This is a genomic window from Amycolatopsis sp. PSD-21, assembly GCF_055561455.1.
Map to the genome: position 1 here is coordinate 88356 of NZ_CM145712.1, position 20400 is coordinate 108755.

Annotated in this window: 17 protein-coding genes; 9 read left to right on the top strand and 8 right to left on the bottom strand. The window is 68.1% G+C overall.

Annotated elements, in window-relative coordinates; genetic code table 11:
* Positions 1 to 4 precede the first annotated feature (4 nt).
* The gene (locus ACZ1DY_RS00465; protein WP_465483287.1) at positions 5 to 1384 is read left to right on the top strand and encodes an amidase; all 1380 of its coding nucleotides are present in this window, start codon (positions 5 to 7) and stop codon (positions 1382 to 1384) included.
* Here the strand turns inward: ACZ1DY_RS00465 and ACZ1DY_RS00470 are convergent, their stop codons facing one another.
* From ACZ1DY_RS00470 to ACZ1DY_RS00485, 4 genes are all read right to left on the bottom strand, one after another.
* Positions 1385 to 2059 carry a DUF4276 family protein gene (locus ACZ1DY_RS00470; RefSeq protein WP_465483288.1) on the bottom strand — a complete coding sequence of 225 codons (675 nt, stop codon included), beginning with the start codon at positions 2057 to 2059 and terminating at the stop codon, positions 1385 to 1387.
* Positions 2056 to 3177 carry an AAA family ATPase gene (locus ACZ1DY_RS00475; protein WP_465483289.1) on the bottom strand — a complete coding sequence of 374 codons (1122 nt, stop codon included), beginning with the start codon at positions 3175 to 3177 and terminating at the stop codon, positions 2056 to 2058. The genes ACZ1DY_RS00470 and ACZ1DY_RS00475 overlap by 4 nt, the downstream gene beginning before the upstream one ends.
* Positions 3178 to 3241: 64 nt before the next feature.
* Complete coding sequence (locus ACZ1DY_RS00480) at positions 3242 to 4096, bottom strand: HpcH/HpaI aldolase/citrate lyase family protein (protein WP_465483290.1); 855 nt, start codon at positions 4094 to 4096, stop codon at positions 3242 to 3244.
* A complete protein-coding gene (locus ACZ1DY_RS00485; RefSeq protein WP_016330523.1) occupies positions 4096 to 5163 on the bottom strand; it encodes an HpcH/HpaI aldolase/citrate lyase family protein in 1068 nt (355 codons plus the stop codon). The genes ACZ1DY_RS00480 and ACZ1DY_RS00485 overlap by 1 nt, the downstream gene beginning before the upstream one ends.
* A 118-nt stretch (positions 5164 to 5281) precedes the next feature.
* On the opposite strand from ACZ1DY_RS00485, the gene ACZ1DY_RS00490 reads away from it, so the two are divergent.
* The 5 genes from ACZ1DY_RS00490 to ACZ1DY_RS00510 all read left to right on the top strand — a co-directional run bounded on the left by ACZ1DY_RS00490 (position 5282) and on the right by ACZ1DY_RS00510 (position 12383).
* Positions 5282 to 7489 carry a serine/threonine-protein kinase gene (locus ACZ1DY_RS00490; protein WP_465483291.1) on the top strand — a complete coding sequence of 736 codons (2208 nt, stop codon included), beginning with the start codon at positions 5282 to 5284 and terminating at the stop codon, positions 7487 to 7489.
* Positions 7480 to 9747 carry a serine/threonine-protein kinase gene (locus ACZ1DY_RS00495; RefSeq protein WP_257483592.1) on the top strand — a complete coding sequence of 756 codons (2268 nt, stop codon included), beginning with the start codon at positions 7480 to 7482 and terminating at the stop codon, positions 9745 to 9747. Before ACZ1DY_RS00490 ends, ACZ1DY_RS00495 begins: the two co-directional genes overlap by 10 nt.
* Positions 9748 to 10064: 317 nt before the next feature.
* Positions 10065 to 10715 carry a hypothetical protein gene (locus tag ACZ1DY_RS00500; RefSeq protein ID WP_465483292.1) on the top strand — a complete coding sequence of 217 codons (651 nt, stop codon included), beginning with the start codon at positions 10065 to 10067 and terminating at the stop codon, positions 10713 to 10715.
* 19 nt (positions 10716 to 10734) lie between these two features.
* Complete coding sequence (locus ACZ1DY_RS00505) at positions 10735 to 11385, top strand: NAD(P)H-binding protein (protein ID WP_465483293.1); 651 nt, start codon at positions 10735 to 10737, stop codon at positions 11383 to 11385.
* 50 nt (positions 11386 to 11435) lie between these two features.
* Entirely contained in the window at positions 11436 to 12383 is a 948-nt protein-coding gene (locus tag ACZ1DY_RS00510; protein WP_126734819.1) for a ribose-phosphate diphosphokinase, read from the top strand.
* On the opposite strand, the gene ACZ1DY_RS00515 is transcribed toward ACZ1DY_RS00510, so the two are convergent.
* On the bottom strand, positions 12380 to 13684 hold the full coding sequence (locus ACZ1DY_RS00515) for a D-arabinono-1,4-lactone oxidase (RefSeq protein WP_126734820.1): 1305 nt from the start codon (positions 13682 to 13684) through the stop codon (positions 12380 to 12382). The genes ACZ1DY_RS00510 and ACZ1DY_RS00515 overlap by 4 nt on opposite strands.
* 89 nt (positions 13685 to 13773) lie before the next feature.
* Between ACZ1DY_RS00515 and ACZ1DY_RS00520 the strand changes: the two genes are divergently transcribed.
* Positions 13774 to 14958, top strand: a complete 1185-nt coding sequence (locus ACZ1DY_RS00520; RefSeq protein WP_257483595.1) for an amino acid deaminase/aldolase — start codon at positions 13774 to 13776, stop codon at positions 14956 to 14958.
* A 585-nt stretch (positions 14959 to 15543) separates the two neighbouring features.
* On the opposite strand, the gene ACZ1DY_RS00525 is transcribed toward ACZ1DY_RS00520, so the two are convergent.
* Positions 15544 to 16188: a TetR family transcriptional regulator gene (locus tag ACZ1DY_RS00525; protein WP_465483294.1), complete on the bottom strand. Its 645-nt coding sequence runs from the start codon at positions 16186 to 16188 to the stop codon at positions 15544 to 15546.
* 126 nt (positions 16189 to 16314) lie between these two features.
* On the opposite strand from ACZ1DY_RS00525, the gene ACZ1DY_RS00530 reads away from it, so the two are divergent.
* Positions 16315 to 17637: a GH1 family beta-glucosidase gene (locus tag ACZ1DY_RS00530; protein ID WP_465483295.1), complete on the top strand. Its 1323-nt coding sequence runs from the start codon at positions 16315 to 16317 to the stop codon at positions 17635 to 17637.
* Complete coding sequence (locus ACZ1DY_RS00535) at positions 17630 to 18886, top strand: MFS transporter (protein ID WP_465483296.1); 1257 nt, start codon at positions 17630 to 17632, stop codon at positions 18884 to 18886. Before ACZ1DY_RS00530 ends, ACZ1DY_RS00535 begins: the two co-directional genes overlap by 8 nt.
* Positions 18887 to 19197: 311 nt before the next feature.
* On the opposite strand, the gene ACZ1DY_RS00540 is transcribed toward ACZ1DY_RS00535, so the two are convergent.
* Positions 19198 to 19608: a hypothetical protein gene (locus ACZ1DY_RS00540; protein WP_257483598.1), complete on the bottom strand. Its 411-nt coding sequence runs from the start codon at positions 19606 to 19608 to the stop codon at positions 19198 to 19200.
* Positions 19609 to 19621: 13 nt separating this feature from the next.
* On the bottom strand, positions 19622 to 19996 hold the full coding sequence (locus tag ACZ1DY_RS00545) for a hypothetical protein (protein WP_126732592.1): 375 nt from the start codon (positions 19994 to 19996) through the stop codon (positions 19622 to 19624).
* Positions 19997 to 20400: the final 404 nt, after the last annotated feature.

A 20400-nucleotide genomic window follows, 5' to 3' on the forward strand; every position in this document is an offset into this window, starting at 1 on the left:
TGCCGTGCCGGAGTTGCCTGATCTGACCGCCGTCGAACTGGTCGCGCAGTACCGTGCCGGGACGCTGTCGCCGGTCGAGGTCACCGAAGCCGTCCTCACGCGTATCGAAGCGCGCGAACCCGAGCTGCACGCGCTCTACGCGTACGACCCGAGCGGCGCGCGTGAAGACGCGAAGGCGTCCGAAAGCCGTTGGCACGCGGGTGAACCGCTCGGCCCGATCGACGGCGTTCCGTTGACGCTCAAGGAGAACATCGCGACCCGCGGCACCCCGGTCCCGCTCGGCACTGCCGCCACCGCGCTGACGCCCGCGCCCGAAGACGCCCCGGCGGGCGCTCGCGTGCGTGAGTCCGGCGGTGTCCTGCTGGGCAAGACGACCATGCCGGATTACGGGATGCTGACTTCCGGGCTGTCGAGTTTCCACACCGCGTCGCGGAATCCTTGGGACACCACGCGCACCCCCGGCGGCTCCAGCGCCGGTGCCGGTTCGGCGGCCGCCGCCGGTTACGGTCCGCTGCACGTCGGCACCGACATCGGCGGCTCGATCCGGCTGCCCGCCGGCTGGTGCGGCCTGGTCGGGCTGAAGCCGAGTTTCGGCCGGGTGCCGGTGGATCCGCCGTTCCTCGGCCGCGTCGCCGGGCCGATGACGCGGACCGTGGCCGACACCGCGTTGCTGATGAGCGTGCTGTCCGGTGTGGACGGTCGCGACCACCTCTCGCTGCCGCCGTCGTCTCTCGACTGGTCTTCGCTCTCGGCCGAGGTCAAGGGCCTGCGGATCGGGCTCCATCTCGATCCGGGCGTCGGGCTCCCGGTGCTGCCCGAGACGATCGCCGCCGTCACCGAAGCCGCGCGTGTCTTCGAGGCCGCGGGCGCCGTCGTCGAGCCGGTTTCGCCGTTCCTGCGCCGCGAAATGCTCGACGGACTCGACACCTTCTGGCGGGTCCGCGCCTGGTCGGACATGTCGGCCCTGCCCGAAGACCGCCGCGCGAAGGTGCTGCCGTACATCGCCGACTGGGCCGCCGGCGGCGCCGACGTCAGCGGTGTCGACGCCTACCGCGGTTTCGCGCAGATCGACGCCATCGCCGTCGCGACCCTGCGCGCGACCGAGCGCTTCGACGTCGTCCTGTCCCCGACCTGCCCGGTCTCGGCCCCGCCCGCGGAGTGGCCCTCGCCGACCAACGACCCGCGCCGCCCGTTCGAGCACATCGCGTTCACCGTGCCGTACAACATGTCCGGCCAGCCCGCGGTCTCCATCAACTGCGGCTACACCAGCGACGACCAGCCCATCGGCCTCCAGATCAGCGGTCGCCGCTTCGCCGACCTCGACGTCCTTCGCGCCGCTGCCGCCTACGAATCCCTTCGCCCCGCTCCGCGCCCCTGGCCCTGACTAGTTCAGGCGGGTGTCGAGATGAGTGAGCCACGAGTCCAAATGCGGGCATTGTGTGCGGAGTGCGTCGATGCCCAAATCCGCTATGGCCAGTGGTCCGTCGTTCGTTTTCGAGTAGCCCGCGCAGTAGCGAGTGAGGCGTTTCGAAGGAGCGGTATCGAGACCGTCGTTCACCAGCTCGGGACCGCCCGCGCCGTGTACGTCTTTTCGAAGTCGGTCCGCCAGGTCGGTGCCGGCGAACAGCCAGCCGATCTGCTCGGCCGCGGCGAAGACCCAGGTCTCGAGTTCGTGCAGGACCAGATGGGGAACGAACCGCGTATCCGAAATCGCCGACACCAGCGACTTCTCGACATGTTCGACTCGCTCGTATGCGGAGGACGATGGCCTGTTCCTCATGCCCGGACTATCGGATGGAAAGCCGTAGTAGTCGAACAAGATGGCAAGAGTGTGGATATCTCTGTTGCGCAGCAACAGCCTGATCTCTTGCTCGAGCTTGGCCCAGCTGCTCACGCCGCCACGGCTGGCCGGCCCGGTGGCCGGTCTCTTCGTTGTCACGATGGACTTCGTGATCGTCCAGCCTCGATCCTGAAGATACGGTTCCAGGACACTGTCGACGACGATCTCTTCGGTCTGCCCTTCGACCAGGAAGTGCAGGTGTCGATACTCGGCCGTCATCCGCGCCTGTTCTCTTCCCGCGTGGGGCGTCCGCCGAGCAGGTTCTTTTCCCACAGTTCGCCGAGCGAGTAGTCGGCCAGCCAGTCTTCCAGTGTGGAGACGTCCGGCCGGGTGAAATCGGAGGCGCCCGCCTTGCGTTCGACAACTATCAGGTCGCCGACTTCGAATTGATTCATCAGCGTCACGGACTGGGTGGCGATGAGCACCTGGCTGCGCCGCGATGCCTGGCGCAGCAGATCCGCGAGTTGAACGATCGCGAACGGGTGGAGCCCGAGCTCGGGCTCGTCCAATACGACAAGACCTGGCAGTTCCGGTTGCAGCAGAAGTGTCGCCAGACAGACGAACCGCAGGGTTCCATCCGACATCTGGTTCGCCGAAAAGACCGCATCCGAGTCTTTTTGCTGCCAGCGCAACAAGATTCGGTCGTTGTTGTCGGGCTTGAGGATGAAGTCCCGAAAGAAGGGTGCCACAAGCCGGATCGCGCCGACTATCCTTCGGTATGCCGAGCTCTCGGCGGGATCCCCACTTCTCTGTAAGCGGTACAGGTAGGCGGCGAGATTTCCCGCGTCGTTCCGTAGTCTTATGTCGTCCGCCGTCGGGACCATGCGCTTGACCGGTGCATCGGCACTGGTGTCGTGAAAGTGGTAGACCTTGCAACCACGGAGCAGGTCAATGAACTGCGATGCGACCCGGCTCGGGTTCCGATCGACCTCGTCCGGTAGCCGTGTTTCCCGATGCCCGCTCCCGATCGGCCGGCTGTAGGGCCGGTCGTCTCCCTCCGATCGGGAGTGCAGGAGCTCCGACTCGAAGACCAGTTCGTCCCTGGTCGCCGCGACCAGAGTGGCTTCATAGGAGTTGGCCCCGGCTTCCAGGTGAAGGTGGATCCGGGGCGATGACTCACCGACGTTGAGCAGCGCTGAGGCCCCGCCGTTGAGTCCGACGAACAATCCCAGCTCGCCCTCGACGATCCGGCCGAGTAGTTCGAGCGCGTGGACGAAGTTGCTCTTGCCCGCGCCGTTCGCGCCGATGAGCACGTTCATCGCACCCAGTTCGACGCGCGCCGAACGGATCGAGGTGAATCCCTCGATCTCGATCGACGTCAGCCGCTGATGGGTCATGGGCACAGCTTAGGCAGGCGTCCATATGAGTTGCCTAACGACCGCATTCAGAGGACGAAATGCGTCAGGAGCCGATCGCTTCGGCCAGCGCCAGGATCCGCCGCGCGTTGTCCACGTGCAGGTTCTCGATCATCCGCCCGTCCACGGTCACGACGCCCTGCCCGGCCGCCTGCGCCTCCTCGAACGCCGCGATGATCTTGCGCGAGCGCGTGATCTCCTCCTCGGACGGCGCGAAGATCCGGTTGCACGGCTCCAGTTGCGCCGGGTGGATCAGGGTCTTGCCGTCGAAGCCGAACTGACGCCCCTGAACGCATTCCGCCTCGAAGCCTTCGAGGTCCTTCACGTCGTTGTAGACGCCGTCGAGGATCGCCTTGCCGGTCGCCCGCGCGGCCAGCAGCGCGAGCGAAAGCCCGCCCAGCAGCGGCGCGCGGCCGGGGACGAACTCGGCGTGCAGTTCCTTCGCCAGGTCGTTCGTGCCCATGACCAGCACGGTCAGCCGTTCGGACGCCGACGCGATCTCCTCGGCGTGCAGCATCGCGACCGGCGTTTCCACCATCGCCCAGATCTTCGTGTGGTCCGGTGCGCCGCCGAGCTCCAGCGCGCGCTCGATGTTGTGCACCTCGGCGGCCGAGTTCACCTTCGGCACCACGATCGCGTCCGGGCCCGCCTGTGCGGCGGCACGGAGGTCGGCGTCGTGCCATTCGGTGTCGAGGCCGTTGACGCGAATGGTCACTTCGCGCTTGCTGTACTCCTTCGACGACGCGGCCGCGCAAACGCGTTCACGTGCGGCTTCCTTCGCGTCGGGAGCGACGGCGTCTTCGAGGTCGAGGATCAGCCCGTCCGCGTCCAGCGTCTTGGCTTTTTCCAGCGCTCTTTCGTTCGCACCGGGCATGTAGAGGACGGAACGACGGGGGTTCATCAGGAAGCCTCCTTCGTGGCCGCGTCGTACGCGGCGGCGAGTTCAGGATCGTCGGCGGCGAGGGCGTCCGCGAGTTCGGCGACCACCCGGCACTGCTTCACCGAGGCGTCGTCCTGCATCTTCCCGTCGATCATCACCGCGCCGGTGCCGTCACCCATCTCGGCGATCACGCGCCGTGCCCAGGCGACGTCCTCCGGCGAGGGCGAGAACACCTTCTTGGCGATGTCGATCTGCACCGGATGCAGGCTCCAGGCGCCAACGCAGCCGAGCAGGAACGCGTTGCGGAACTGGTCCTCGCAGGCCACGACGTCGCGGATGTCGCCGAACGGCCCGTAGTACGGCAGGATCCCGTTCGCCGCGCAGGCGTCCACCATCCGCGCGACGGTGTAGTGCCACAGATCCTGCTGGTACGTCGTGCGTCCCTCGTTCAGGTCTTCGCCGGTCGGGTCGGTGCGCACCAGGTAACCGGGGTGCCCGCCACCCACCCGGGTGGTCTTCATGCGGCGGCTGGCGGCGAGGTCGGCCGGGCCGAGCGAGATGCCCTGCATCCGGGGGCTCGCGCCCGCGATCTCCTCGACGTTCGCGACGCCGCTGGCGGTCTCCAGGATCGCGTGCACCAGCAGCGGTTTCGTGAGCCCGGCCCGCGCTTCGAGCTGCGCGAGCAGCCTGTCGACGTAGTGGATGTCCTGCGCGCCTTCGACCTTCGGCACCATGATCACGTCGAGTTTGTCGCCGATCTCGGTGACCAGTGTGATCAGATCGTCGAGCACCCACGGCGAGTCGAGGCTGTTGACGCGGGTCCACAGCTGCGTCTTGCCGAAGTCGGTCGACTTCGCGATGGAGACGAGCCCGTTCCGCGCGGCCTCCTTGCGGTCGGCGCGCACGGCGTCTTCGAGGTTCCCGAGCAGGACGTCGACCTTCTTGGCGATGTCCGGGACCTTGGCGGCCATTTTCTCGTTGCTGGGATCGAAGAAGTGGATCATCCGCGAAGGAGGCACGGGGATCTGGCGGAGCGGTTCCGGCGCCCCCACCGCGAGCGGGGCGAAGAAATCCTTCGGCGAACGCATCGTTCCTCCATCGCAACGGGCTAAGTGACCGACGAGTAACCCTAAACCCGGAAGGCGGGGAACCGCTGCGGCGCAGCTCACCTCCAAGGGGACACGATCGGGAATCGCGGAGGATTCTGTGGACGACTGGGCCTTGCCGGGTTTCACCGAGATGGGGTCACTGGGCGAAGGTGGGTTCGGCCGGGTCGTGCTGGCCCGGCACGACGAATCCGCGCAGGTCGTGGCCATCAAATACCTGTACGCGCGGTTCGCGGCAGACCCGCGACGCCTGGCCGAATTCCGCCATGAGGCGCAGATCCTGAGCCGCGTTTCGGGGCCTCACATCGCCCGGCTGCACCAGTTCGTCGAGACCCCGCAAGGGGCCGCGATCATCATGGAAGCCGTTCACGGAATCTCCCTGAAAGAGATCCTCGGCCGACAGGAGAAGCTCGAACCCGAAGCCGCGCTGGCCATCCTCAAGGGCTCGCTGCTCGGACTCGCCGGCGCGCACGCCGCGGGCACCGTCCACCGCGACTACAAACCGGCGAACGTCCTGGTCACCCGCGAGGGGCAGAGCAAACTCGTCGACTTCGGCATCGCCGTGCTCGCCGGACAGACCGGGGTCGCCGCGGGCACGCCCGCGTACATGGCGCCCGAGCAGTGGGCCGGCGGCGTCGCCACGCCCGCGACCGACGTCTACGCCGCGACCTGCGTGTTCTTCCAGTGCGTCGCCGGGCACCGGCCGTACGAGGCAGAGCAGGTCGAAGTGCTCCGCACGCTGCACGAATACGCCCCGATCCCGTTCGGCGAGGTGCCCGAACCCGTCCGCGACCTCATCGCGCGCGGCATGGCGAAGGACGTCGCCCAGCGGCCCTCGGGCGCGGCCGAATTCGTCACAGAACTGGAGGCGTCCGCCAGGAAGGCGTACGGCGAGGACTGGGAGCGCAACGGCTGGCACTGGCTCGCGAAGGGCGCCGGGGTCCTGGTCGCCCTTTCCCCGCTGGCCCTGCTCGGCGCCGGCACGGCCGCGGCACCGGTCGTCGCGGGCGGGGTGGCGGCGACAGCGGGCGGCGGGATCGCGATCGGTCTCAAGGTGACCGCCGCGATCGCCGCCGTCACCGCGGCCGCCGTCGGCACGGTCGTCGTGGTCAACGCCGACAGCGACGAAGCGCCGCCTCAGACGACGACCGTCGCCGCGATGAAGGTCGACCTCCTCACCCGAACCGAGAAATTCGACGGCTTCGACTACAACGGCAAGTACGTCCGGATCAGCGGTTTGAAGGACAAGGCCGCCGAAGAGCGGGTCAACAAGGTGCTGATGGCGCCGATCGACGGCTGGCTCGCGGGCTTCTGGCCCGACGGCTACCCGCCCCAGCGGGAACCCGACGGCGACATCCCGCATATGAAGTCCGAAGCCGAGATCCTGCGCCAGGACGACAAGCTGCTCACGGTCGTCTACAAACGCTCGATCGACTCCGTCCAGTTCGGCAACCACGGCGGCTTCAGCATCCGGCCGATCGTCATCGATCTGACGAAGGGCGAACAGATCCCCAACGCGCGCCTCTTCGACAACGTCGACGGTTCCGCCGACCGGATGCGCATGCTCGAAGACATGCTCTTCGACGCCGCCAAGCCGGGTGACTGCCTCGCCGACGCCCCGAGCGAACCGGCGCACCTGCCGGTCGGCGCGATGTCGGATCCGTGGTCCGTCACCGGCGACACCGTGCTGCAGGCGGCGCCGACCACGAACGGGATGACGTTCTACGTCTACGGATCCGTGCTCGGCTACCCGCGCGTCTGCGACCCCACGCAGGTCACCGTCGAATACCGTCACCTCCTCCACCTCATGAGCCCGGCGGTCATGAACCTGCTCGGCGGCACGCAGGGACAAGGCACCAAAGTGCACGACGTCGGCGCCTTCACCCTCACGACGCCGGAAAAGTGGTCGCTGCTCTCCGGCGCTCCCATCGAGCGCTACCTGGTGACCGCCGACCAGTGCACCCAGCCGTTCCGCTGCGCGGGCGTCGTCTTCAGCGACAACTCACGGACCGACCCGGCCACGCCGCCGTATGAACCCGGCAAGCCCTACAACCGCTCGACCGGCCCGCGTCCCTGCCACTCCATCGGCGCACCCGGTGAGACCCAGGGGGCGCCTACCCTCCAGATGAAGGAACTTCGCCCGGTCGGAACGAAGCGGGCCGCCTACGAAGAGTGGCGGCTCACGTGTTCCAGCGGCGGCGCGGTCACCCAGCGGGTCTGGTTCCTGCCGAAAACGCAGCTCGTGATCGTCGACGAATGGAACACTCCAGGCCTCGACAAGATTCTGGAAGAGGCGCAGTGGAACTGAGCGACGAGTGGAGACTCCCCGGCTTCACCGAGCTGGAGCAGCTGGGCACCGGCACCTTCGGCCGCGTGGTGCTCGCCCGCCAGGACAACACCGGCCACGTCGTCGCGATCAAGTACCTCTTCTCCCGCTTCGCCGCGGACCCCGCGCATCTCGCCGCGTTCCGGCAGGAAGCGCTGGCGCTGCACCGGGTGTCGAGCCCGCACGTCGTGAAGCTGCACGAGTTCTTCGAGACGCCGCAGGGCGCGGCGATCGTCATGGAGGCGATCAACGGAGTCTCCCTGCGTTCGGTGCTCCAGGCCGAAGGCGCTCTCGAACCCGAAGCCGCTCTCGCGGTGCTGAAGGGTTCGCTGCTCGGGCTGGCCGCGGCGCATTCCGCGGCGGTCGTCCACCGGGACTACAAGCCGGCCAACGTCCTCGTCGCCGACACCGGCGAGAGCAAGCTGGTCGACTTCGGCACCGCCGTCCTGGCGGGGGAACGCGGCCCTTCCGTCGGCACACCCGCGTACATGGCGCCCGAGCAGTGGTCGGGCGGGCAGGCCACGCCCGCGACCGACGTCTACGCCGCGACCTGCGTGTTCTTCCAATGCGTCGCCGGGCACCGGCCCTATCAGGCCGACGACACCGAAGTGCTCCGCACGCTGCACGAACACGCGCCCATCCCGTTCGGCGAAGTTCCCCAGCCGGTGCACGAGATCGTCGCGCTGGGGATGGCGAAGGACCCGACGAAACGACCGGTCGACGCGCTCGTGTTCGTCAGCGAACTGGAACGCGTCGCCCGTGCGGGTTACGGCGACGAATGGGAACGCAAGGGCTGGTCACGGCTCGCGAAGGCGGCGGGCGTGCTCGTCGCGGCGACGCCGTTGGTCCTGCTCAGCGCCGGTACGGCGGCCGCGCCCGGGGTCGCCGCCGCCGGGACGGGCGCGGCGGCCGCGTCGACCGGCGGGATCGCGGCCGGCCTGAAGGTCGCCATCGGTGTCGTCGCGGCGACGGCCGCCGTGGTCGGCTCGGTGGTCGTCTTCTCCGACGCGAGCACGCCGCCGCCGTCACCGCCGACCACGCAGCAGGCCGTCGCGCTCAAGGTCGCCATGAAGACCCGGTCCGGGACGGTGCCAGGGACGACCCTCCCCTACAGCGGGGACCACCCCGAGGTGACCGGGTCGCCCGACCAAGCCTGGCTGAAGCGCGTCAACGACGCCCTGGCGGCGCCGATCGACGAGTGGAACCGCAAGACCGGCCCGGGCGCCGCCAAGCTGGAGCCGGAACGCGGCCCGTACAAGCTCCTCACGAAGGCCGAAGTGCGCTCGCAGAACGAGCGGTACCTCTCGGTGCGCTACACGCACGACCTCGAGAACAAACCGCATTCGACCTGGGGAAACGGTCGTGCCGCGGTGACCATCGACCTGAAGGAGGGCAAGGCGCTCACGCCCGCCGAGCTGTTCGCCCCCGGAAAGTTCACCGACGACGGACTGCGGACCCTCGCCGAACTGCTCTGGCCGGACAAACAGCAGTGCGGTGCGCTCAGCAGCACCTTCCCGTACCAGCCCCTCAAGACGGCCGACCTCACCGAGGAGCCGAAGGTGTGGCTCGCGTTCGCCCCGTCGGCCGTCGAGGTCACCGTCGACCTCAACCTTCTCGGCTTCGCCACCGCCTGCGGAGTCCAGGACTACACGCTGCCGTACGACAAGGTGACCGGTCTGCTGAACCCGGAGCTCGTCGAGGGCGTGACCGGCGGAAAGCCACTGAAGGGGACTTCGTCCGCCCCGTCGGCGCCAAGCGGTAGCGATGTGTCGGCGGGCGCGCTCACCCTGCATCTGCCGCAGGACTGGTCGGTGGTGTCGCAGGGGCTGGAGAAGGTACTCGTCGCCCCCGGCTGCCCGGATCCCAAGAAGTACTTCAACTGCAAGTACGTCCTCCTCACGGACAACACCCAGGAATCCGCCGAACAGCCGCCGTACCGGCCAGGCGAGTTCTACCGGCGCAGCGCGGGCGGCCGGGCCTGCAACGCCGCCGGGCGAAAGGACCTCCGCCAAGAGGGTGACGCCGTCCGCACGGTTTCCACCACCGCACCGGTCGGCGGGGCTTCGGCGACCTACGAGGAGTGGACGATCCAGTGTGTTCCTCGTGGACAGACGGGCGGAAGCGGCGAGACACAGGTGACCCAGCGGATCTGGTTCGTTGCGGACAGGCAAATCGTGGTGATGGACGAGTGGCGGACGCCGGGCGTCGAAGAACTCCTCCGCACCGCGACGATTTCGTGACCTGACCTGCGAAGGTCCACAGTGGAATGAGTATTCGTTGGGCCGAATGGCCTAACGTTCCGCTTCGTCGTCCGTGACCGTTCGGAGACGCCGGGTGACACCACTTACCTCCGCCTCACTCGGTTGGCGGCACGTAGGACTGAAGTCCGATGACCGCCTACCGACCGGTCACCGATGACAAGGCGCCGCCGATCGCAGCCACTCCCGTTGTCCGGCGCCGTCGCCTCCCCGCCCTGTTAGACAGTTCATGTGCCGCTTCCACCGAGGTGGCACGGGATGAAGAGCCCTAGGGAAACCAGGTTCGAAGGAGGCGGAACGTGGCGGCTACACCGAACATGGAGAGCTCGACGGTCGCCGGTGGCGCGAAGCGCAGCCGGTCACTGCCGAGCCGGGTGGTGCCGCCGATCGAACTGCCCGCGAGCGTCGGGGAGCTTTCGCGCAAGGCGGCGGCCCTGCTCGGCTGGAACGGCATCGTGTTGCCGGAGACCACCGTGCTCGGCCGCAAGATCTGCGTGGTCGCCCGGCTCCGTACCGACGTGCACGCCGAGCGCATCGCGATGGGCATGGGTCCCGTCGTCGATCGCGCCACCGTCGACACCTGGACATGGCCAGAGCTGGCCGCGACCGCACCCGCGCCGGCCGCCGAGATCATCGGCGTCCTCGCGGTCGCCCGGCACTGGCGCACCGCGATGGCCTCCGCGGTTCCGTTCGCACGTTACGGCGAGGCCGCGATGGTTCTCCCATCGCCTGCCGTACTGACGGAAGACTACGTCGGCAACTGCCTGCCGCGTGCCCGCGCCTACGGGCTCGGCATCGTCACCGCCGACCCCAACGCGCTCGCCGACCTCGACCTCGAAGGCCACGGCGACCGCATGATCCTCGACGAGGACCCGGTCTCGCGCCTGGTCAACGAGATCGTCTACGACCAGCTGCTCCGCGAAACCGAGCTCCCTGCCGAAGTGGACTGAACGCGCTACCGTCGGGTCCATGCGAGTAGTCATTGCCGGTGGACACGGACAGATCGCGCTGAAACTGGAGAAGCTCCTCTCCGCACGTGGTGATCAGGCGGTCGGGATCGTGCGCAACCCCGATCACGTCGCCGATCTCGAAGCGGCCGGTGCCGAAGCCGTCGTGCTCGACCTGGAACAGTCCGATGTGGACGCCGTCGCCAAGGTGCTCGACGGTGCCGACGCCGCCGTCTTCGCGGCGGGCGCCGGGCCAGGCAGCGGCACCGCTCGCAAGGACACTGTGGACAGAGCCGCCGCGGAACTCTTCGCGGCCGCCTCCGAGCGGGCGGGCGTCCGGCGGCATATCCAGGTCGGCTCCATGGGCGCGGACAAATGGGAGACCGCGGACGTCCCGGACGATTTCCGGATCTATCTCAAGGCCAAGAAGGTGGCCGAAGACGATCTGCGCGCCCGCGATCTCGACTGGACGATCCTCCGGCCGGGGCAGCTCACCAACGACGAGGGCACCGGGAAGATCCGGATCGCCGAATCCACCGGCCGCGGGCCCATTCCCCGGCAGGACGTCGCCGCGATCCTCGTCGCGCTGCTCGACACCCCGTCGACGGCGGGCCGCGTCCTCGAAGCGATCTCGGGTGATACTGCTATCTCTCAGGCCTTTTCCGCTCTGTGAAACCGTAGTGTGTGGACGTAATCCGTCTTTTGAATGAACGGAGTAGGTCCTTGCGCGAGGACATCGCGGTCTTCAGCGGCAGCGCACATCCCGAGCTGGCCGAAGAGATCTGCGCCAATCTCGGTGTTCCCCTGCATCCCGTGAAGGTGCAGCGGTTCGCCAACGACTGCCTCGAAGTCCAGCTCGAAGCCAACTGCCGCGAGCGGGACGTCTTCCTGATCCAGCCGCTGGTGCGGCCGGTGCAGGAACACCTCGTCGAGCTGCTGCTGATGCTGGACGCCGCGCGGGGCGCGTCGGCCAAGCGGATCACCGTCGTCATGCCGCACTACTCGTACGCCCGCTCGGACAAGAAGGACGCGCCGCGGATCTCGATCGGCGGCCGTCTCGTCGCCGACCTGATGGCGACCGCCGGCGCCGACCGGGTGCTCGCGATGACGCTGCATTCGCCGCAGGTGCACGGCTTCTTCAGCGTGCCCGTCGATCACCTGCACGCGTTGCAGGAGCTGGCGAAGCACTTCCGTCAGTACGACCTCTCCGCGACCACCGTCGTTTCGCCGGACCTCGGCAACGCCAAGGAGGCCGCGCATTTCGCCCGGCTGCTCGGCGTTCAGGTCGCCGCCGGCGCGAAGCAGCGCTTCGCCGACGACAGGGTCGAGATCAGCTCGGTGATCGGTGAGGTCACCGGCCGCGACGTGATCGTCCTCGACGATGAGATCGCGAAGGGCAGCACGGTGATCGAGCTGCTCACCAAGCTGCGCGAGCTGAAACCGCGGTCGATCCGCGTCGCCTGCACGCACGGCCTCTTCTCCAGCGGCGCGCTCGAACGGATCGGCAGCCAGCCCGACGTGCTGGAGGTCGTCTGCACGAACACGGTGCCGATCCCGCCGGAGGAGCAGAGCCCGAAGCTGCGGGTCCTGTCGATCGCGCCCGCGCTGGCGGAGGCGATGCGCCGGATCCACAACGGCGAGTCGGTCAGCGCGCTGTTCGAAACGGCTTAAGCGGTGCCGAGGACCCGGTCGAGGTAGGTGTTGGTGAAGACCCCGGCCGGGTCCACCTCCTTGCGGACCCGCAGGAAATCGTCGAAGCGCGGGTACCGCGAGCGCAACGTCGCGGCGTCGAGGTCGTGCATCTTGCCCCAGTGCGGGCGGCCGCCGACCTCGCCGGCGATCGACGCGAAGCCGGCGAAGTACTCGCGGTAGGGCATGCCGACGAACTGGTGGATCGCGATGTAGGCGGAGTCGCGGCCGTTCGCGGTCGAAAGCCAGATGTCGTCCGCGGCGGCGACGCGCACCTCGACCGGGAACGCGACCGGGTTCTCCAGCTTCGGGACGAACGCGCGGAGTTCGGCGAAGACGTCGTGCAGCGCTTCGCGGGGGATCGCGAACTCCGACTCGACGAACCGCACGCCGCGATGGGTCACGAAGACGCGATGCGACGTGTCGCTGTACTCGCGGGCGGAGAGGATGTTCGAGGCGAACCGCCCGAGCGGCTGGACGAGCTTCGGCACCGCGCGGCCGAGACGGCACAGCCCGCCGAACGCGACGTTCTCGGTGATCTCGTAGTCGACGAATTCCTTCAGCCTGGTCAGCGGGCGGCGTTCACTGCCCGCCGGTAGCCGGTTGTTGCGCTTGACCAGGGCGTTCTTGCCGTAGGGGAACCAGTAGAACTCGAAGTGGTCGTTCTCGTCGGCGAACCGGTCGAAGCCTTCGAGGACCTGTTCGAGTGGTTCCGGCCGCTCCTGGGCGGAGAGCAGGAACGAAGGTTCACACTGCAGGGTGACCGTGCTGATGACGCCGAGCGCGCCGAGCCCGACCCTCGCCGCCGCGAAGAGGTCAGGGCGTTCGTCCGCCGAACAGGTGACCACGGTGCCGTCGGCGAGCACGAGTTCGAGCGCGGCGATCTGGGTGGCGAGTCCGCCGAGCCGCGCGCCGGTGCCGTGGGTGCCGGTGGAGATCGCGCCCGCGACGGTCTGCGCGTCGATGTCGCCGAGGTTGGTCATGGCAAGGCCCAGCGCGTCGAGTTCGGCGTTGAGCTGCTTGAGCGTGGTGCCCGAACGGACCGTGACCAGGCCTTTCGCGACGTCGGCCGAAGCGATGCCGGTCCAGCCGGTCAGGTCCATGGCGTCCGAGTTCGCGGCGGCGATCGCCGTGAAGGAGTGGCCGCTGCCCAGCGGGCGCAGGCGCCTCCCGTCCGCGGCGGACCGGCTGATCGCCTCGGCGATCGCGGCCGTGTCCCGCGGCCGATGCACGCGCAGGGGCGATGCCGTCGCGGTGCCGGCCCAGTTGCTCCACCGTGTCATGCGCCCACCTATTCCGAGAGGCTGTGAGTGCCGAAACAGTAAGTGAATAGTATTCGCGTTTCAAGCCCTTCTGTCGTACCTTAGTTCGGGTGACCAGTGCGACGGTGTACGACTTGGCGACGAAGGACCTGGATCCTCCGTTCGCGGTTGTCGACTTGGATGCGTTCGACGCGAACGGCGCCGACCTGCTGCGGCGGGCGAACGGCAAGCCGATCCGCGTGGTCAGCAAGTCCGTCCGCTGCCGGTATCTGCTCGAACGGGTGCTCGCGCGGCCCGGTTTCGAAGGCCTCATGTGCTACTCGCTCGCCGAAGCCGTCTGGCATGTCGAGCAGGGGACTTCCGAGGACATCGTGGTGGCGTACCCGACCGCCGACCACGGCGCGCTGCGCCGGCTGGCGGCGAACGACCGGGCGCGGGCGGCGATCTCGATCATGGTCGACTCGCCCGAGCACCTCGACCTGGTCGACGCCGCCCTGGGGCAGGGGCATCCGGAAATCCGCGTCTGCCTGGAGCTGGACGCCTCGTGGCGGCCGCTGCCCGGGGTGCACGTCGGCACCCGGCGCTCTCCGGTGTTCAGCCCGCGCCAGGCCGCGGACCTGGCGCGGACCATCTTGTCCCGCAAGGGTTTCCGGCTCGTCGGGATGATGGCGTACGAAGGCCAGATCGCCGGGCTCGGCGACGCGGCGGGCGGCGGCGTGAAGAACTCGCTCATCGGCTGGATGCAGCGGAAGTCCATTGTGGAAATCGCGAAACGCCGCGCGGCCGCGGTCCGCGCGGTGCGGGCCCTGGCGGATCTGGAGTTCGTCAACGGGGGCGGCAGCGGCAGTGTCGAATCGACCGGCGCCGAAGCGGCGGTCACCGAGATCGCGGCAGGCTCGGGCCTGATCGGGCCGACCCTCTTCGACGGCTACGCGCACTTCTCGCCGCGTCCGGCCGCGATGTTCGCGCTGCCCGTCGTCCGGCGCCCGGCGCCGAAGGTCGCGACGCTCTTCTCCGGCGGCTACATCGCTTCGGGCCCCGCCGAGTCTTCGCGACTCCCGACGCCCTACCTGCCCGAAGGGCTCTCGCTGCTCGGATTCGAAGGCGCCGGCGAAGTCCAAACCCCCGTCTCCGGCGAAGCCGCCCGGCACCTGCGTCTGGGCGACCGCGTCTGGCTGCGCCACGCGAAGGCGGGCGAACTCGCCGAACGCTTCACGCACTACCACGTCGTCGTCGGCGACCGCGTCGACCGGACCGTCCCCACCTACCGAGGCGAATCCCAAAACTTCGGCTGACCCGCGCGAGCCGGACCCAGCACAAAGCCTGACACCTCCTCGACTGTCCATAAGGGACTCCTTCCGAGGCGGCGGTGCCCGATTTGAGGCATCGCGAGAGTCCGGGTGTGGGTCGTGAGTGGCAATGAGGGTTAGAACCCTCATTGCCACTCACGACTTGTCGGGGAGCTGGAGGGGGAGGGGGAGGTTGTCCACAACTGTGGGTGGGTGTGGACAGCTTGTGTGGATAACTGGGTAAGGCCAGGTCAGAGGTCCTGTGGGCGTGGTTCCTGGGGGATGTGTGACTGGTGGGACGGGGGGACCAAGGCCTCGGTGGACACGAATGGAGCAAAGGGGATCCACCGGTGACGCGAAGGCCCCCTCCGGGACGTTGAGCGTGTCAAAGGGGCCTTCGTGACATCCGGCCGGCACCGCTCCCTGTCCACAGTGGACTGACATGGCCGAGCGATCGCGATTCGCCACCCGAGCGCGAGCGCGATGCGCGCGCCACCGCAAGTACATGAAGGCCCCCTTCACGGCGCTAGTCGCAATGAAGGGGGCCTTCATGTACTTGAGCGGACCCCAGCGAGCGAAAGAAAGAAACCCTCACGCCTCGCCGAACTTGCTCGCCAGATACCCCTTCACCACGGACTTCGCCTCCGCCATGATCCGCTCGTCCCCTCGCGGGTCCCGCCGGAAGGCCAGCTTCAGCAGCGCGTCCGCGGTCTCGTTCGCGATCGTCAGCGCGAACCGGATGTCGTCCGGCGGCGACTGGATCCGCGCGGCGAGCACGTCGGTGAGCGCGTCGACGATGACGGCGTTGTTGTCGCGCGTCTCATCGAGGAGCTGTCGGTCCACGACGTCACCGAAGTGGACCTTCGAGAAGCCGGGGACCTCGCGGTGCATCGCGAGATAGATGTCGAGGATCGAGTCCACGACGTCCCACCAGTGTTCGGGCGCGAGTTCGTTCAGCGTCTCCGACACCGAGGCGACGAACCGTTCGAGGTTCCGCTGTGTCAGCGCCTGCACCACGGCCCGCTTGTCGGGGAAGAACTGGTACAGCGAACCGACGGCCACGCCGGCGCGCTTCGCGATCAGCGTGGTCGTCAACGCGTCGTAACCGAGTTCGTCGATCAGCTGGGCGCTGGCGTCGAGCATCTGCTCCACCCGCTTGGCGCTGCGCTGCTGAACGGGCTGCCGCCGGAGCGGAGTCGTCTCCGCTTGCGGTTTCGCGGCCTGGATGTCGGACACTCGGGCTCCTCCTTCGCTGATCTGCGACTTTATCGTGCCGACAGGGTTCCCCCCGGTCGAGTGAAGGCATAGTATCTGAGAACTTTTCATGTTCGGCCGAGTCTGAAGAGGAAAGGTGCGTAGCCGGTGGAGAATCCGACCTTCCCGTCCGAATTCCTGTGGGGTGTTTCGACCTCCGCCTTCCAGATCGAGGGGGCGACCGGGGAAGGCGGCCGAGGACAGTCCATTTGGGACACTTTCACCGAAACGGAGGGAAAGATCGCGCGGGCTGAGCACGCCAAGGTAGCGGCCGATCACTTCCACCGCTACTCCGAGGACGTCGCGCTGATGGCCGAACTCGGCGTCGGCGCATACCGGATGTCCTTCGCCTGGCCCAGGATCCAGCCCGACGGCGAAGGCAAGCCCAACGCCGAAGGCCTTGCCTTCTACGACGAATTGCTCGACGAGGTCTGCGCCGCGGGCATCGCGCCGACCGGGACGCTGTTCCACTGGGACCTCCCGCAGGCGCTCGAAGACAAGGGCGGCTGGCTTTCCCGTGATACCGCCGAACGCTTCGCGGAGTACGCCGCCATCCTGGGCGAACGGTTCTCCGATCGGGTGAAAATGTGGATCCCGCTCAACGAGCCCATGGTCATGTCGATCTTCGGCTACGCGATCGGCGAATACGCGCCCGGCAAGACGCTCCTGCTCGACGCCTTGCCCACCGCGCATTACCAGAATCTCGCGCACGGTCTCGCCGTTCAGGCCCTCCGCGCCGCCGGTGCCCGCAGCGTCGGCACGGCCAACAACCATTCCCCGATCTGGCCCGCCTCCGATTCGCCGGAGGACAAGGCCGCGGGCGAATGGATCGACGCCCTCATCAATCGCACCTACGCGGATCCGGTGCTACTCGGCCGATATCCCGAACAAGTCGTCGAGCATCTGCCCGCGGGCTTCGCCGACGATCTGCCCACCATCGCGCAGCCACTCGACTTCTACGGGGTGAACTACTACGAGCCGCAGGGCGTCGCCGCGCCCGGCGAAGGCAATCCGCTTCCCTTCGAGCTACGCGCGATCGAGGGATATCCCATGACCACCAACGATTCGCCGATCGTTCCGCACGGGTTGCGCGAGCTGCTCGTCGGTTTCCACGAGCGCTATCGCGAACATCTCCCGCCGGTCTACATCACCGAAAACGGGTGCAGTTTCGACGACGTCGTAGACGAAGACGGGCACGTCCACGACCAGGAGCGCATCGACTTCCTCGACAGCCACCTCGTCGCGGTGCGCGAGGCGATGGACGCCGGCGTCGACGTCCGCGGGTACTTCGTCTGGTCGCTGATGGACAACTTCGAATGGTCGAAGGGCTACCAGCCGCGCTTCGGCCTGGTGCACATCGACTACGAGACGCTGAAGCGCACGCCGAAGGATTCCTTCGGCTGGTACCGGGACCGGATCCGCCATGAGTGAGGTCCGGGAGCTGCCCGAGGCGCTCGCCGAACCGGTCGCCAGGGTCCGCCCGGGCTGGATGAGCCTGCTGTTCTTCGCGAACATCGCGCTCTGGCTCGGGGTCTACGCGCCCATCCAGGTCCTCCTGCCGAAACAGGCCGAACTACTGGACGCCGCCAACAAGGAGGCCGTGTTCAGCCTGGTCACCGGGATCGGCGCGGTCGTCGCCCTCATCGCCAACCCGGCCGTCGGCCTGCTGTCGGACCGCACCTGCTCGGCCCGCGGCCGCCGTCATCCGTGGACGGCGGCCGGGGCGGCGGTCGCCGCGGTGGGGCTGCTCGTCCTCGCGTTCGCGCCGAACGTCGCGATCATGGTGCTCGGCTGGTGCCTGGTCCAGGCGGGGCTGAACGGGATGCTCGCGATGCTGGTCTCGGCCATCGCGGATCGCGTGCCCGTGCCCCAGCGCGCGCAAGTCGGCGGGCTGGTCGGTATCGCCCAGATGCTCGGGACGGTGCTCGGTGCGGTGGTGGTCGTGGTGTTGCTCGACCTCGCCGGTCTCCCGCTGGGATACGCGGCGTGCGCGGTCATCGTGCTGGCGGGCGCGGCGGCGTTCGTCCTGCGTACGCCGGACGCGCGGCTGCCGGTCGCGTACCGGCCGTCCGCCCGGGCCCGGGACGTGCTCGCGAATCTGTGGATCTCCCCGCGCAGGCATCCGGACTTCGCCTGGGCGTGGGGCTGTCACTTCATGATCGGGCTCGGCAACGCCTTCGGGACGCTCTATCTGCTGTTCTTCCTGAAGGACGCGGTGCACCACGAAGATCCGGACACCGGCCTGCTGATCATGATGGGGCTGTACGGCGCCGCGCTCGTCGTCGGCGCGCTCGTCGCCGGGCATTTCTCCGACAAATCGGGACGCCGCAAGCCGTACGTCCTCGCGGCGGCCGCGGTGATGGCGATCGCGGCGTCGCTGCTCGTCGTCTGGCAGAACTGGACGGCCGCGCTCGCGGCGTCGCCGTTGCTGGGTGTCGGTTTCGGCGCGTACATGGCCGTCGCGCTGGCGATGCTCACCCAGGTGCTGCCCGCCGCGCAGGACCGGGCGAAGGACCTCGGGGTCATCAACATCGCGAACTCGCTGCCGCAGGTGGTGGCGCCGATGCTGACCGCGCCGATTTTGGCCTACCTTGGCGGATATCCGAGCCTCTTCGCGGCTTCGGCGCTGTCCACCGTCATCGCCGCGGTGCTGGTCACGCGGGTGAAGGGTGTCCGCTAGAACGTTGGAGACCGCGGACCGGTGCCGGTCGGGGGAGGGGAGTGCAACGGCACCGGCCCGCGGGGTTCGGGGGATGGCAGCGCGCTCCGGGGCAGGTATCGCGCTGCGTTTGTGATCATCAACCTAGCGACCGATTACTGCCTTCGCTAGGTGTTCTGCCGATAATTTTCGATTAATCGCGGTGGGGACCGGAGTGATTACCGAGAGCGGCTCGTCACGTTCGGGGGTACGCGCGAACCGCCGCCGGCGAAGGCGAGATCGTGGCGTGGTTGCCGAGGGGGCGCTCGGACCGCCGTTCACTCGCCGGTCTTTCAAGCCGTGATGGGACGACGCGGGTTGACCAGCGCGTGCCTGCCGGTGGTTTCGGCCGCGCTCACCCGGCTCTGCCCGGGAACGCGGCGGCGGGCTTCGCGCCGGTGGTCCTGGGAGGCCGCGGTCTGCTGGGGCGCGAGGCCGCCGGCGACCAGGTGCTCGTGCGCGACCTGCCATACCGAGCAGGGGGCCTTGCACCTGTGCCAGCGGGTCGAGCAGGTGGGGCAGTCCCCGCGCTCGTCGGGCTCGTGCGCCAGGAGCATCGCGCGCCAGCCTTCGGTCAGGCGGGGGAGCTCCGAGCGGGCGACCGAGACGAGCGACTGGGCGTCCGCCCGGTTCGCGAGATCGGAGAGCATGTCGAGGCGTTCCCAAACCGCGTTGCGGAGGACTTGCCCTAGGACCTGATCCACGGAGAACTCACCGTTACCTTTCCGCCATCTTGGCGGCTTCGTTGAGCGCTGCCCTGAGCTGGCCGAGCTGGCCGGACGTCAGGCGCGCGGTCTCTCCCGGCGGCGAGACGAGAACCACCTGGTTGTCTTCGACGAACACGGTGACGGCGCGTTCACGGCTGATGAGATCGCCGCACTGCACGCGCCAGACCAGCTGTCCGCCTTCGTAACGGCGCACACTCGCGGTACGAGGGTCGACCGGTGCGGAAGGGGAGACCGGACGGCCGGCGCCGGGGGCGACGGCGACCGTCTGCTGACCGGCGGGGCCGGCCGCACGCAGGTGGCGCGTGGCCATACCGGGCCGTCCCGCGGTGATGGAGCCTGTTGCGATCGAGTCCACGAACTCCACTGGCTCTTCTCCGCTCTCTCGTTCCACGTCGTCTTCGTATCCGCGTGTCCGCACCTTTAGGGGGTTCGGAGACTTGGTAGCTCTCTGTGATCGCTGCCGGTGGCTGGTCGGTCACGGAGATCTGACAACTACAGTGATGTGAAACCGAGTGCGATAGAAGGTCGAACCGCCGTCATAGCGGTGACCGGACGGGGTTTCACGGTAAGCGGTCAAACGACTTCTGCCGGGCCGATCACGACGGGCGATCCGGTGTTTCGCACGGTTGAATAGGTGTGCCTACGCTGTTTCTCGACCCCAACGGAACTGTGAGGGGGCGCAATGGACGCCAGTATCGGTGGCGGCGCTGTCGCCGGCTCGGACGCTGCAAGCGGTTCGGGTCGCCAGAGTCACCCCGTGCCACCGGA